Raw genomic sequence first — 12628 nt, forward strand, 5'->3', positions numbered from 1 at the left:
AAAATGACAACAATTTTATTAACAAATGATGATGGTTATGATGCAAAAGGTATAAATATTTTAAGAAAGCAAATTTTAAAGAAAATAAAAGATGTAAGAGTAGTAATTGTTGCACCTTTTTCAAATAAAAGTGCTTGTGCGCATTCAATTACTTTAAACTCGCCTTTATCTTTTGTGAAAATTAAAAAAGATATTTATGCTTTAAAAGATGGAACTCCAAGTGATTGTGTAAATTTATCTTTTTGTACAATTTTTAAAGATGATTTACCAAACTTAGTTGTAAGCGGTATTAATCACGGAGCAAATCTTGCAGAAGATATAACTTATTCAGGCACGGCTGCTGCTTGTATGGAAAGTGTTTTGTGCGGTGTAAATGCGGTTGCTTTTTCTCAATATTATGAAAAAGATGAAGATATAAATTACAAAAAAGCTGCAAAACTTAGCGTTATTATTATTAAAAAATTACTTAAAAAAAATCCACTTAAAAAAAGAAGATTTTTAAATATAAATTATCCTAGTTTTAATCAAAAGTTCAAGGGTTTTAAAGTATGTAAAATGGGTAAAATGAGATATACTTATAAATCAAAAATGCAAACAAATCCAAGAGGGCTTAAATATTATTGGCTTGATTCATTGTATGATTTAAGCAAGATTAAGAGCAAAAATGATGATATTAATGCAGTAAAAAATAATTACGCAAGCATTACCCCAATTAAACTTGATTTGAGTGCAAAAAAAGAATTTAAAAAAGTAAAAAAATGGCTTAAAAAATAAGGAATATTATGATTTTTATTTATGCTAAAGAAGGCGATTTAATACAAAAAATTATTCTAAACAAAGATGAAGAAATGCCAAAAAATATTTTGTGGATAGATTTTTTTAATTTTTCTAATGAGGAACTTTATTTTATTGAAAAAAGTTTTAATATTAAATTACCAAATGATGAAGAAAAATACAATATTGAAGAAAGTGCAAGATATTGGGAAGATAAAGATTATATAAGAATAAACAATGTTTTTATAAACAAAGACACGCAAAATAACACAAGCACAACCAAAGATAGCCTTGCTTTTTTATTACATAATAAAATATTATTTACCTTAAGAAACAAAGAATTACCAACCTTTAACACAGTATCAAATATGCTTTTAGCAAATCCAAAGCATTTTAATAGCGGTTTTGATATTTTAAATGAAATTTTTGATGTTAGAGTGGATAAAGATGGGGATATTTTAGAATGGATTGATGCACAATCAAGAAAGCTTAGAATGGATATTTTAGAACAAAAGCAAACCCCTGATTATGATTTTTTTCTTGAAAAGATTTCAAATTTGCAAGATTTAAATATGCAGGTTAGATTTTCTTTATTTGAAAAGAAAAAGACAATCTCATCACTAATTAAAAGTGATAAAATTAATGCAAATATAAAAGAAAATTTAGATATCATCTTAAAAGATTTAAATTCTTTTATTGAATTTAATATGTCTTTGCTTGGTATTTTAGATAATATTCAAAGCATACTTACAAATAAAATTGACATAGAGCAAAATAAAATCATAAAACTTTTTACAATAGTAACAGTAGCAATGATGCCACCTACATTAATCGGCACAATTTATGGAATGAATTTTGAAAATATGCCCGAGCTAAAAAGCGAATACGGGTATTTTATAGCCTTAATTGCTATGGTTTTATCTACTATTATTCCAATAATATTTTTTAAGAAAAAAGGCTGGTTGTAAAAATCAACAACAAGCCTTTATTTTTTCTTGCTTGTTTTATAAATAAAAGAAAAGACCTCCGCAACAGCCTTGTACATATTTGTAGGAATTTCTTCTCCTAATTCTAATTTGCTTAAAACTTCGCATAATTCATCATCTTCTTGAATTGGAATTTTATGCTCTTTTGCTAATTCTATAATTTTTTGCGCTACATTATCATTGCCTTTAGCAAGAAGTTTTGGGGCGTTATCTTTATCCTTATTAAAACCTAAGGCTAGTGCTTTTTTTATTTTACTCATACTTTTTTATCCAATCCTACATCTAATCTATAATTTGTTTCATATTCAATATTTTGCAGTTTGCCTATGAAAAAATTTGCCGAAATTAAATCACTATTTTTTAAACTAGCTTTAAATTCTTTTGCATTTGCAATTAATTTTTGTCTAAAACTATCGTTTTCAACCATCATATTAATATCTAAATATTTTTCATTATACAAGGCTAAAAGCACATTTAATTTACCTAAATTCTTAAAATTAAGTTTAATTTGAGCATAAAATTTATCTTCTTTATCAGCCTTAAAGCTAAGAGATGAATCTTCTAAATCTTCAAGTAAATATGGCAAATTAGTTAAAACTTCTTGACTAGCAACAGAAATTAATTGATTTATTTGAATTTGGGTTAGCATTTTTTGACTTAGGTTTAAAAGTGCTTGATTATTTGTATTTTGAGCTATTTCTTTGCTTTGTAATAAAATAGCCTTTGCATCGCTTTGTATGCTTTCTTTAATATCGTTTTGATTTTGCATTTGTATATTTTTAATATCAAGTTTTGCCTTATTGACAGCGTGTTTTAGGTGCTTTACTTCAGAATGTATTAAAAGATTTTTAAAGCTTTCTTCGTTTTTAAAATTTGCACTTAATAATCTTGTGAGATTTTCAATTTTATTTTGAAGGTTTAGATTTTCGTTGTTTAAAGTATTTTCAAAATTTTCATTTATTTGTACGCTTTGTCTTAACAAAGTATTATTTAAAATTGTTGTGCTGCTTGGCAGCTCTTCTTGCATTTTGTTTAATTCAGGGCTTATTTTTTCAAGTGCTTTTATATCGTTTGAGTTTATATTTTCTTGCTTTAAAAGGCTTTTAATATTTTCTTGAATATTGTTTAAATTTATTTTATTGCTAGGCATTGTAAGTTTATTAAAAATAATATTATTTGCTTGAGTATTTAATTCGCTAACACTTTGCTTTAATTGAGAAAACCTATTTAAAATATCTTTTGAATTTTCTATATTTTGATTTTCTGCTATTAGTTTTATTGTATTTTTGTCTAAAAAATCATTAATTTTTGCTGCTGCGATTAAAACATTTTTTGCACTTGGGTTTTTTTGTATAAATTGCTTTGCGTTTTGTAAAAATTGAATAGTTTTTACACTGCTTGATGAATTGATACTTTGTGTTAGCTCCTTAGTATTTATGTTTTTTACTAATTCATCAAGCTTTAAAAGCGAACTTTTAGCATCCATTTTCTCATTTGAAAGAGAAAAAACTAAATTTTTAAGATTAGTATTTTGAATATTTTTAATATTTGAAATTAACCTAAAAAAGCTTTTTGGCAGCTTTTCTTCATTTAAAAATGTTCTTAATTTACTCTCAAAAAAAATTCCTGAATTATTTATTGAATTAATAAGCCCTTTTGTATCTTTTATATTTGTGCTTAATAAATTATCAATTTTTTGAATAATTGCTTTTAATTTTTCATCTTTTTGATTTGTTAGTATTTGCTTTAATTCTTGTAAATCCTTATTTATATTTTTTGAGATTTGTAGCTGCTTTGCTTCTTGCAAGGTTTGATTTAAATCCTTACTGGTTTTTATAGAATCTAAAAGCTTATTAACTATTTGCTTTATGCCTAATTCTAGGGTTTTATCTTGTTCGCTGATAGAATTTAAATTAGGCAAAGAGCCTTTTATGTTTTCTTTTTTACCAACTTGTTGTTTGTTTTTAACATCATTTATTTTTGTATCATTGCTGATGATTGAATTTAATTGAGAATTAACTATCTTATTCACTTAAAACCTTAAATGTATTTTCAAATTCAACTCTTTTTTCAGCTTCAATTTTTGGTTGAGTTAGTGTAAATAAAGATAAAATCCCAAGTAAAATAATATATAAAATTATAAAAGAATTAGGACCAAATTTGCTAATTAAAGCTCCCATAATTATCGGTGCAAAAATAGCACTAACTGAATAAGTAAATAAAAGCGTTCTACCTACTTCTAAGATTGCAGCACTTTCATTAACCCTATCGCTTGCTCTTGCAAGGGCAAGTACATAAATACAAAACAAACCCATTCCAAGACAAAAACATAAAAAATAAATTAAAAATGTTTTAGCAAAAAACAATAAGGCTAAGCTAGCAACAAAGGCTAAAGTAGAGCAGGTTAAAAGTGCTAATTTTCTTCCATAAATATCTGATAGCTTTCCTACATAAAGTTGAGCAATAAAACCTCCAAGCATAGCGCTAAAAACAAAGATAGAAATATCTTTAATCCCATATCCTAAAGCCAAAAAATAACTTTGCGACATAGAATAAAAGCCGTTCATCAAAAAACCGCCTATTAATGCAGCTATGAAAGCAAGTTTTGAGATTGCAAAAACATCAGGGATTTTTATTTTTTCTTTTATGTGTATTTTAGGCTGCTTAATTTTTAGTAAATTGAGTGGGATTGAGCAAAAAAGCATTATAATTGCAGCTAAAACAAAAACATTTGCTTGATTTAATTTAAAATATAAAAATAAAGCCCCAAGACAAAAACCAGAATAAAACACAATCTCATAAACGGCTAAAATTCTTGAGCGATTTTCATTTTTTGCTCTATTATTTATCCAGCTTTCAATCACGACCAATAAAGCATAATAGCAATACCCTAAACAAAATCTAAGAAGGCAAAAAATATATAATTGTTTAGCGTTTATGTGCAATAAAATTGCAATAGCAAAAATAGCACTAAAAAAACCAAAACTTCTAATATGTCCAACTTTTTGCACTATTAAAGGCGATAAAATTGTACTTACAAAGGCACCAAAATAAATACAAGTTGCTACTATTCCTATTTGAAAATCATTAAAACCTAGTTCTTTTAAAATAATTGCATTTGAGTTTAACAAATAAGAATTAGCAATAAAAAGCAAAAAAGCAGCAAAAAATAAAGCCCTAAGAGAATTTATTGTTTTAAACATAATATGCCTTAAAAAAATAATATTGACACAACTAATAAAATTAATGTTAAAAGCGATGTTACAAAAAATGTAATAACACTAAATAAATTATGATTAATTAGCACAAGTATTGCTATGCTAAATATAAAATATGAAAAAAATTTTGTTGTTGAAAAAAATAAATTTGAATGTTTTATATAAGAAAGACTAAAACTTTTTTTCTTTTCTTCTTTACAAACTGGGTGTAAATTTTGTATTAAAAATCTTGGTTTTTGTGCTACTACAAATTTAACTAAGCGTTTTTTTATAGAATAATAGCTAAGTAAGGGGATTATTAAACTAGCTAAAATTGCTAGTAAAGAACTAGCAAAAATTTTAGCTGAAAAAAAATATAAATTCACAATAATTTCAAGCAATAAAAGGCTTAAGATTAATTTTTTGATTTTCATAAATAAAACATAAATTTAGCTAAAAATACTATGCAAATAGCAAGTGTTAATGCTAGTGGATGAATTATTTTTGCTAAAGGGTTTGGAATTTTAAAAATGAATTTGCAAGATAGAGAAAAAATAACCGCTAAAAAGATAATACAAGCTAAGCTTACTTTTATCATAAAAAGTACTTGCAAGCTACTATCAAAATAGCCTAATTCTTTATTTACCCACTTGCTCATCATCATTCCGCCAGTAAGTAAAAGCAATAATACACATATTGGCATAATTTTAATCGCTTTAGATGATATTGCTTTTTCCATTAAATTTGCAGTTTTTTCATCTAAGCTTTTTTTAGCTCTAGAAAAAATTACAACATCAAAAAATAAATAACCAATAAAAATAATAGCACAAAAAATATGTACTAAAAGTGCATAAGGATAAATGTTTTCCATAAAATTTCCTTTAAATTAAAATAAAAAAAGATTATATTTATCTTTTTTTATTTTTTGCTTGATTAGAATTTATTTTTATATAAATTTTACTTTTTCATTAAAAGAAAAACGCATTTTTTTATGTTTTGGCTGCCCGCTAGCCTTGTAACCAAAGGTTAAAACTAAAGCACAAAACTCATCTTTAGGTAAAAATTCTTTATTGATAGATTCCTCATCGTATCCACCGATAATACAAGAATCAACGCCTAAAGTATGAGCGCAATTTACCATATTTGTAGCTGCTATGTAGCATTGTAATGCCCCGTATTCGTGTGCATTTTTACTCTCTAAACGCTTTAAATATGGAGAATATAATTCATAAACTTTATCAAAATCTTCTCTTCTTTTTAAAGCTTTTTGAACTGTTTGTCCTTGTGGTTCAAAATTATTTTTTGAAGCTAAAATAACAGCAAAAGCGCAAGTTTCAAATTGTTTTTTAGAATTGCAAAATTGTTTTAATTTTTCAATTTTTTCAGGACTTTGTAAAACATAAAAAGTCCAAGGTTCAAGACCTAAAGAACTAGGGCTTAAAACCCCAGCTTGTAGTATTTCATGTATTTTTGCAGTGCTTACTTTTTCTTTGTTAAATTCTTTACAAGCAAATCTATTTTGTAATAAATGTAAGTAATTCATTCTATCTCCTCTAATTTTTGTTGATTTGTTTTAATATCTGCTTTGTTTGTTTCAATTAAAATTCTATTTTCGCTGATTAATTTAGAATTGTTTTCTACTTTTTCTTCTAAAACTTGTAATTTTTGCTTTAAAAAATCTATTTTTTTAGTAAAGTGCTGAACTATTAAAAACAGCATTAAAATAAAAATTGCCAACACCAATAAAGACTGTAACATAGCTAATCCTTAAACTTCTATTGTAAAAATATTTTTATTTTTTTTAGTAATATAGCTTTGTATTTTAAAGTTATTTTTTATAAGTTCGGTTAATTCATCTTCGTTTTGAATTTGTTTTTGTGCTATTAGTCTTAGCAATTTACCTCTGTAAAGTTTGCTACTATGAGATAAAACCTTATCGTTTTGTTTAAAAATAAAATTATAACTTTTTATGTTTGTATCATAAAAATCATTGTAAAAACTTGCTCTTAAATCTATGCAAAAATCTTTTATTAGCTCATCTATTTGCATACTTGTTTGTTCTTTGTATAATTTTGCTATATTTAGATTAGTTTTTACACCTTGTTTTAATTTATAAAAAGGTATTTCATCATAAGCTCTTAAGCAGCCAAATAAATTAGAAAAAATAATTGTTTTATCTAGCAAATATTCTTGTTCAATCTTATTTAAACTATCAAAACTCAAAGCTTTATAGCTTACACCTTGATATAATCTAATTGCTTGAATTTTACTTTTTGAAAAAGAATTTAGGATTTTTTCTGTGTTTTTAGTAGCAAAAATATGTTCTAAATTATTAGGAAAAAAACTAAGATAGTCTTTAATAATAACATTTCTCGCATCACATTTAATAGAAAAATTAATATCAAAAAATATTTCATCAAAATTTTTAAAATCAATGTGATTTAAATTAGCTTTTTCTTCGCTTGGGGAAAATAATATTTTCATTACAAATCCTTTTTTTAATATAAAAATCTTTTTTTTACTATAAAATATTAGCTCAAACATTGCTATATTTTAGTGTTAAAATTATGTTTTTTTATATTTTTTTTATTTTTTTTAAAAAAATTCTTGACAAAAAATAAAATTTATAATATGATACACGCTTTTTAAATCAAATTATATTATTTTTGCTGGTTTAGCTCAGTTGGTAGAGCAGCTGCCTTGTAAGCAGCAGGTCGGGGGTTCAAGTCCCTTAACCAGCTCCATTTTAGCAGTGTTTGACCAGAGTCAAGAAAGTATTTTTCAAAATAAGGTGAGTTACTCAAGTGGCCAACGAGGGCAGACTGTAAATCTGCTGGCTTTGCCTTCCGTGGTTCGAATCCACGACTCACCACCATTTGCGGGAATAGCTCAGTTGGCTAGAGCATCAGCCTTCCAAGCTGAGGGTCGCGAGTTCGAGTCTCGTTTCCCGCTCCAACTTTTTTTGAAAGAACTGGGAGCTGTATTATTGCTTCGTTAGTTTTTCCAAAATAATTTTAGTTATGTTAGGTGTCTATATCATTATTTTCTGAGCGCTCGTATGGCTCAGAGGTAGAGCACTCCCTTGGTAAGGGAGAGGTCGCGGGTTCAAGTCCCGCTATGAGCTCCAGTTTAAACATTAATTAGTGATAATAGATTAGAATATGAAGGTTTTTAAATTTACTTAGGAGGCGCCTTATGGCAAAAGAAAAGTTTTCTCGTAATAAACCACACGTAAATATTGGTACTATTGGTCACGTTGATCATGGTAAAACTACATTAACAGCTGCAATTTCAGCAGTATTATCAAGAAGAGGTCTTGCTGAGCTTAAAGATTATGATAATATCGATAACGCTCCAGAAGAAAAAGAAAGAGGTATTACAATTGCTACTTCTCATATTGAATATGAGACAGAAAACCGCCACTATGCACACGTTGACTGCCCAGGTCACGCAGACTATGTTAAAAATATGATTACAGGTGCTGCACAAATGGACGGAGCAATCTTAGTTGTTTCTGCTGCAGATGGCCCAATGCCACAAACAAGAGAGCACATTCTACTATCACGCCAAGTTGGTGTTCCATACATTGTTGTATTTATGAACAAAGCTGATATGGTTGATGATGCTGAATTATTAGAATTAGTTGAAATGGAAATTAGAGAATTATTAAGCTCTTATGATTTCCCAGGCGATGATACTCCAATCGTTGCAGGTTCAGCTTTACAAGCTTTAGAAGAAGCAAAAGCAGGTAAAGATGGCGAATGGTCAGCAAAAATTTTAGAATTAATGGCACAAGTTGATAGTTATATTCCAACTCCAACTCGTGATACAGATAAAGATTTCTTAATGCCAATTGAAGATGTTTTCTCAATTTCAGGTCGTGGTACAGTTGTTACTGGTAGAATTGAAAAAGGTATTGTAAAAGTTGGTGATACAATTGAAATCGTTGGTATTAGAGACACTCAAACAACAACAGTAACTGGTGTTGAAATGTTTAGAAAAGAAATGGATCAAGGTGAAGCTGGTGATAACGTTGGTGTATTACTACGTGGAACTAAAAAAGAAGATGTTATTCGTGGTATGGTTCTTGCTAAACCAAAAACCATTACTCCACATACAGACTTTGAAGCTGAAGTTTATATCTTAACTAAAGAAGAAGGTGGTAGACATACTCCATTCTTTAATAACTATAGACCACAATTTTATGTTAGAACAACAGACGTTACAGGTTCAATTCAATTAGCAGAAGGTACTGAAATGGTTATGCCAGGTGATAACGTAAGAATTACAGTATCATTAATTCAACCAGTTGCACTTGAAGAAGGAACTCGTTTTGCTATCCGTGAAGGTGGTAGAACTGTTGGTTCTGGGGTTGTTTCAAAAATTATTAAATAATTTATTGAGAGCTTTTATGCTCTCAATTTAAAATAGAAAGGCAAAAAAATGAGAATTAAAATAGGTTTAAAGTGTGAAGAAACAGGTGATATCAATTACAGCACTTTTAAAAATTCTAAGAATACAACTGAAAAATTAGAATTAAAGAAGTATTGCCCAAGATTAAGAAAACATACTTTACATAAAGAAGTAAAATTAAAAAGTTAATATAGGGCAATAGCTCCAACGGTAGAGCGCCGGATTCCAAATCCGATGGTTGGGGGTTCGAATCCCTCTTGCCCTGCCAAACAAAGGTTAAAAGATGGAAAAAATAAAAAATTATTTCAAAGAATCAAAATTAGAGTTAGCTAAGGTATTTTTCCCAACAAAGATGCAAGTTAGAAACGCTTTTTTAACTGTGGTTGTGGTTGTATCTGTTATAGCATTATTTTTACTTTTGATTGATTTGGTTGCGTCTTTTTCATTGAGTAAAATTTTATAATAAGGTTTAGTTATGAATCATAAATGGTATGCAATACAAACTTATGCTGGTTCTGAAATGGCTGTTAAAAGAGCTATACAAAAACTAGTATTTGATTTAGGTATAAGTGATAGGTTGCTTGACATATTAGTTCCTACTGAAGATGTTATAGAAACAGGAAAAAATGGAAAACAAAAAATAGTAGCTAGATGCTTATATTCAAGCTATGTGTTTGCTAACATTGATTTAGATATTGAACTGTGGCATAGAATACAAAAATTACCTAAAGTTGGTAGATTTATCGGTGAATCTAAAAAGCCAACTCCACTTAGCGAAAAAGATGTAAAACTAATTTTAGAAAAAGCAAATGTTAAAAAAGCTCCAAGACCAAAAATTAATTTTGAGAATGGTGAAAGTGTTAGAATTATTGAAGGTTCATTTGCTAATTTTACTGGAATAGTTGAAGAATATGATATGAGTAGGGGTACATTAAAATTGAATGTTTCTATTTTTGGTAGAAGCACCCCAGTTGAAATTTTATACTCTCAAGTAGAAAAAATTATTTAATTAAGGAGAAAAGTTATGGCTAAAAAAGTTGTAGGTGAAATTAAGCTTCAAATAGCTGCTACTAAAGCAAACCCATCACCACCAGTAGGACCTGCGTTAGGACAACAAGGTGTTAATATTATGGAATTTTGTAAAGCATTTAATGAAAGAACAAAAGATATGGCAGGTTTTAATATTCCTGTTGTTATCACAGTTTATGCAGATAAGAGCTTTACATTTATAACAAAGCAACCACCAGCTACAGATTTAATTAAAAAAGCTGCTGGAATTTCTAAAGGAACTGATAATCCTCTAAAAAATAAGGTTGGTAAATTAACAAAAGCACAGATTTTAGAAATAGTTGATAAAAAAATTGCAGATTTAAATACTAAAGATAGAGAACAAGCTGCAAAAATTATCGCTGGTTCTGCTAGATCAATGGGAGTTGAAGTAGTAGATTAATAACCTTTACCGCCAAGGTTTATAGGCGGTAGCACTTTAATAAAAAAATGCGGAGAAAAATATGGCTAAAAAAGCAAAAAGAATACAAGAATTATTAAAAAATATAGATGTAACAAAAGAATATAATTTACAAGAAGGTGTTGAAGTAGTTAAAAAATTAGCTTCAGCAAAATTTGATGAAACAGTTGAAATTGCTTTAAAACTTAATGTTGACCCAAGACATGCTGATCAAATGGTAAGAGGTTCGGTTGTATTACCTGCAGGTACTGGTAAAAAAGTTCGTGTGGCTGTAATTGCTAAAGATGTTAAAGCTGATGAAGCAAAAAAAGCAGGTGCTGATATAGTTGGTGATGATGATTTAATTGAAGAAATTCAAAAAGGAAATATGAATTTTGATGTTTTAATCGCAACTCCAAACTTAATGGGTCTTGTTGGTAAAGTAGGTAGAATTTTAGGTCCAAAAGGTTTAATGCCAAATCCAAAAACTGGAACAGTTACAATGGATGTTGCTCAAGCTGTTAATAATGCAAAAAGCGGTCAAGTAAATTTCCGTGTTGATAAACAAGGAAATATTCACGCAGGTCTTGGCAAAGTAAGTTTTTCTAAAGAGCAATTATTAGATAATATTAGCACTTTTGTAAAGGCTATTAATAAGCATAAGCCAGCTGCTGCTAAAGGAAGATATATTAAAAGTGCAGCTTTAAGCTTAACTATGAGTCCTAGTTTAAAACTTGAAACTCAAGAATTAATTGATTTAAAATAATTTTTATTACTTGTTAGCTATTTTGTAATATTTTTATGTTACAAAGTAGCTTTTTTTAAATTTTTATCTAAGTTTTTTTTTGAGAATTTAAATAAAAATTTGATTTGTGATAGCCGAGGTTGTATAACTTAATTGATATTTTTATCGCTCTGCTTAAATCAAGTCGGAAAGGAGAGAAGATGACAAGAAGCCAAAAGCAAGAATTAATAGCACGACTTTCTGATGAATTTAATAATTCTAATGCAATTGTTGTGTGCAATTACAAGGGTTTAATTACAAAAAAACTTGAAGTTCTACGTGACAATGCTAGAAATGCTGGTGTAAAAGTTGAAGTTATTAAAAATACTTTAGCTAATATTGCTATGCAAAATGCACAAAAATCAGGTCTTGAGCTTAAAGATACTAATATTTATCTTTGGGGCGAAGACGCTTTAACTGTTACTAAAGTTGCTGCAAAATTTGCTGAAACAAACGATGCGTTTGAAGTTAAGTTTGGTCACATTGATGGTGAAGTTAGTGATAAGAATAAAATTATCGCACTATCTAAAATGCCATCTCGTGAAGAGTTGCTTGCAATGTTATTGCAAGTTTGGAATGCGCCGATTCAAAATTTCACAATCGGTCTTAATGCTTTAAAAGAAAAAAAAGAAAAAGAAGGATAAAAAATGGCAATTACTAAAGAAGATGTATTAAATTATATTTCAAATTTAAGTGTTCTTGAACTATCTGAATTAGTTAAAGAATTTGAAGAAAAATTTGGTGTTTCTGCTGCTCCTGTAATGGTTGCAGGTGGCGCAGTTGCAGGTGGCGCAGCAGCTGAAGAAGAAAAAACAGAATTTAACTTAGTTTTAGCTGACGCTGGTGCTAATAAAATTAATGTTATTAAAGTAGTTCGTGCTTTAACAGGTCTTGGCTTAAAAGAAGCAAAAGATGCAGTTGAAGGAACTCCATCAACATTAAAAGAAGGTATGAGCAAAGCAGAAGCTGAAGAAGCTAAAAAGCAACTTGAAGAAGCTGGTGCTAAGGTTGAACTTAAGTAATTTTA

The 12628-nt window shown here is 28.3% G+C and carries 18 protein-coding genes and 5 tRNA genes; 15 read left to right on the top strand and 8 right to left on the bottom strand.

Annotated elements, in window-relative coordinates; genetic code table 11:
• Positions 1-3 precede the first annotated feature (3 nt).
• Together surE and corA are read left to right on the top strand one after the other, a co-directional pair.
• Positions 4-774, top strand: a complete 771-nt coding sequence (surE, locus tag CCANL266_RS00160; RefSeq protein WP_172229660.1) for a 5'/3'-nucleotidase SurE — start codon at positions 4-6, stop codon at positions 772-774.
• A gap of 8 nt (positions 775-782) precedes the next feature.
• The gene (gene corA / locus CCANL266_RS00165) at positions 783-1742 is read left to right on the top strand and encodes a magnesium/cobalt transporter CorA (RefSeq protein WP_172229662.1); all 960 of its coding nucleotides are present in this window, start codon (positions 783-785) and stop codon (positions 1740-1742) included.
• A gap of 17 nt (positions 1743-1759) precedes the next feature.
• Here the strand turns inward: corA and CCANL266_RS00170 are convergent, their stop codons facing one another.
• The 8 genes from CCANL266_RS00170 to yaaA form a co-directional block, all read right to left on the bottom strand.
• Entirely contained in the window at positions 1760-2020 is a 261-nt protein-coding gene (locus CCANL266_RS00170; protein ID WP_172229664.1) for an EscU/YscU/HrcU family type III secretion system export apparatus switch protein, read from the bottom strand.
• A complete protein-coding gene (gene fliK, locus CCANL266_RS00175; RefSeq protein ID WP_172229667.1) occupies positions 2017-3792 on the bottom strand; it encodes a flagellar hook-length control protein FliK in 1776 nt (591 codons plus the stop codon). The genes CCANL266_RS00170 and fliK overlap by 4 nt, the downstream gene beginning before the upstream one ends.
• Entirely contained in the window at positions 3785-4963 is a 1179-nt protein-coding gene (locus CCANL266_RS00180) for an MFS transporter (protein WP_172229670.1), read from the bottom strand. The genes fliK and CCANL266_RS00180 overlap by 8 nt, the downstream gene beginning before the upstream one ends.
• Positions 4964-4971: 8 nt before the next feature.
• On the bottom strand, positions 4972-5391 hold the full coding sequence (locus CCANL266_RS00185; protein WP_172229673.1) for a hypothetical protein: 420 nt from the start codon (positions 5389-5391) through the stop codon (positions 4972-4974).
• Positions 5388-5828: a copper resistance protein CopD gene (locus CCANL266_RS00190; RefSeq protein WP_172229676.1), complete on the bottom strand. Its 441-nt coding sequence runs from the start codon at positions 5826-5828 to the stop codon at positions 5388-5390. Before CCANL266_RS00190 ends, CCANL266_RS00185 begins: the two co-directional genes overlap by 4 nt.
• A gap of 75 nt (positions 5829-5903) precedes the next feature.
• The gene (locus CCANL266_RS00195) at positions 5904-6500 is read right to left on the bottom strand and encodes a nitroreductase family protein (RefSeq protein WP_172229679.1); all 597 of its coding nucleotides are present in this window, start codon (positions 6498-6500) and stop codon (positions 5904-5906) included.
• Positions 6497-6715, bottom strand: coding sequence for a hypothetical protein (locus CCANL266_RS00200; RefSeq protein ID WP_172229682.1), 219 nt, complete (start codon positions 6713-6715; stop codon positions 6497-6499). Before CCANL266_RS00200 ends, CCANL266_RS00195 begins: the two co-directional genes overlap by 4 nt.
• 9 nt (positions 6716-6724) lie before the next feature.
• The gene (gene yaaA, locus CCANL266_RS00205; protein ID WP_172229685.1) at positions 6725-7441 is read right to left on the bottom strand and encodes a peroxide stress protein YaaA; all 717 of its coding nucleotides are present in this window, start codon (positions 7439-7441) and stop codon (positions 6725-6727) included.
• A 184-nt stretch (positions 7442-7625) separates the two neighbouring features.
• Here yaaA and CCANL266_RS00210 point away from each other — a divergent pair.
• The 13 genes from CCANL266_RS00210 (at position 7626) to rplL (ending at position 12623) form a co-directional block, all read left to right on the top strand.
• A tRNA-Thr gene (locus CCANL266_RS00210) sits at positions 7626-7701 on the top strand.
• Between the two features lie 46 nt (positions 7702-7747).
• Positions 7748-7832 (top strand) — tRNA-Tyr (locus CCANL266_RS00215).
• A gap of 3 nt (positions 7833-7835) precedes the next feature.
• A tRNA-Gly gene (locus CCANL266_RS00220) sits at positions 7836-7912 on the top strand.
• A 97-nt stretch (positions 7913-8009) separates the two neighbouring features.
• Positions 8010-8084: transfer RNA gene (locus tag CCANL266_RS00225), tRNA-Thr, on the top strand.
• Positions 8085-8152: 68 nt separating this feature from the next.
• Positions 8153-9352, top strand: a complete 1200-nt coding sequence (gene tuf, locus CCANL266_RS00230; protein WP_172229688.1) for an elongation factor Tu — start codon at positions 8153-8155, stop codon at positions 9350-9352.
• 48 nt (positions 9353-9400) lie between these two features.
• On the top strand, positions 9401-9559 hold the full coding sequence (gene rpmG / locus CCANL266_RS00235; RefSeq protein ID WP_172229690.1) for a 50S ribosomal protein L33: 159 nt from the start codon (positions 9401-9403) through the stop codon (positions 9557-9559).
• 3 nt (positions 9560-9562) lie between these two features.
• Positions 9563-9638, top strand: a tRNA-Trp gene (locus CCANL266_RS00240).
• Between the two features lie 15 nt (positions 9639-9653).
• Positions 9654-9833, top strand: a complete 180-nt coding sequence (secE, locus tag CCANL266_RS00245) for a preprotein translocase subunit SecE (protein WP_172229692.1) — start codon at positions 9654-9656, stop codon at positions 9831-9833.
• A gap of 12 nt (positions 9834-9845) precedes the next feature.
• Positions 9846-10379, top strand: a complete 534-nt coding sequence (gene nusG, locus CCANL266_RS00250) for a transcription termination/antitermination protein NusG (RefSeq protein WP_172229694.1) — start codon at positions 9846-9848, stop codon at positions 10377-10379.
• A gap of 15 nt (positions 10380-10394) precedes the next feature.
• Positions 10395-10820, top strand: coding sequence for a 50S ribosomal protein L11 (gene rplK / locus CCANL266_RS00255; protein WP_172229696.1), 426 nt, complete (start codon positions 10395-10397; stop codon positions 10818-10820).
• Positions 10821-10881: 61 nt separating this feature from the next.
• On the top strand, positions 10882-11583 hold the full coding sequence (gene rplA, locus CCANL266_RS00260; RefSeq protein WP_172229698.1) for a 50S ribosomal protein L1: 702 nt from the start codon (positions 10882-10884) through the stop codon (positions 11581-11583).
• Between the two features lie 179 nt (positions 11584-11762).
• Positions 11763-12245, top strand: a complete 483-nt coding sequence (rplJ, locus tag CCANL266_RS00265; protein ID WP_172229700.1) for a 50S ribosomal protein L10 — start codon at positions 11763-11765, stop codon at positions 12243-12245.
• Between the two features lie 3 nt (positions 12246-12248).
• Positions 12249-12623, top strand: a complete 375-nt coding sequence (gene rplL / locus CCANL266_RS00270; protein ID WP_172229702.1) for a 50S ribosomal protein L7/L12 — start codon at positions 12249-12251, stop codon at positions 12621-12623.
• Positions 12624-12628 lie beyond the last annotated feature (5 nt).

It is taken from the genome of Campylobacter canadensis, assembly GCF_013177655.1.
Lineage (GTDB): Bacteria > Campylobacterota > Campylobacteria > Campylobacterales > Campylobacteraceae > Campylobacter_E > Campylobacter_E canadensis.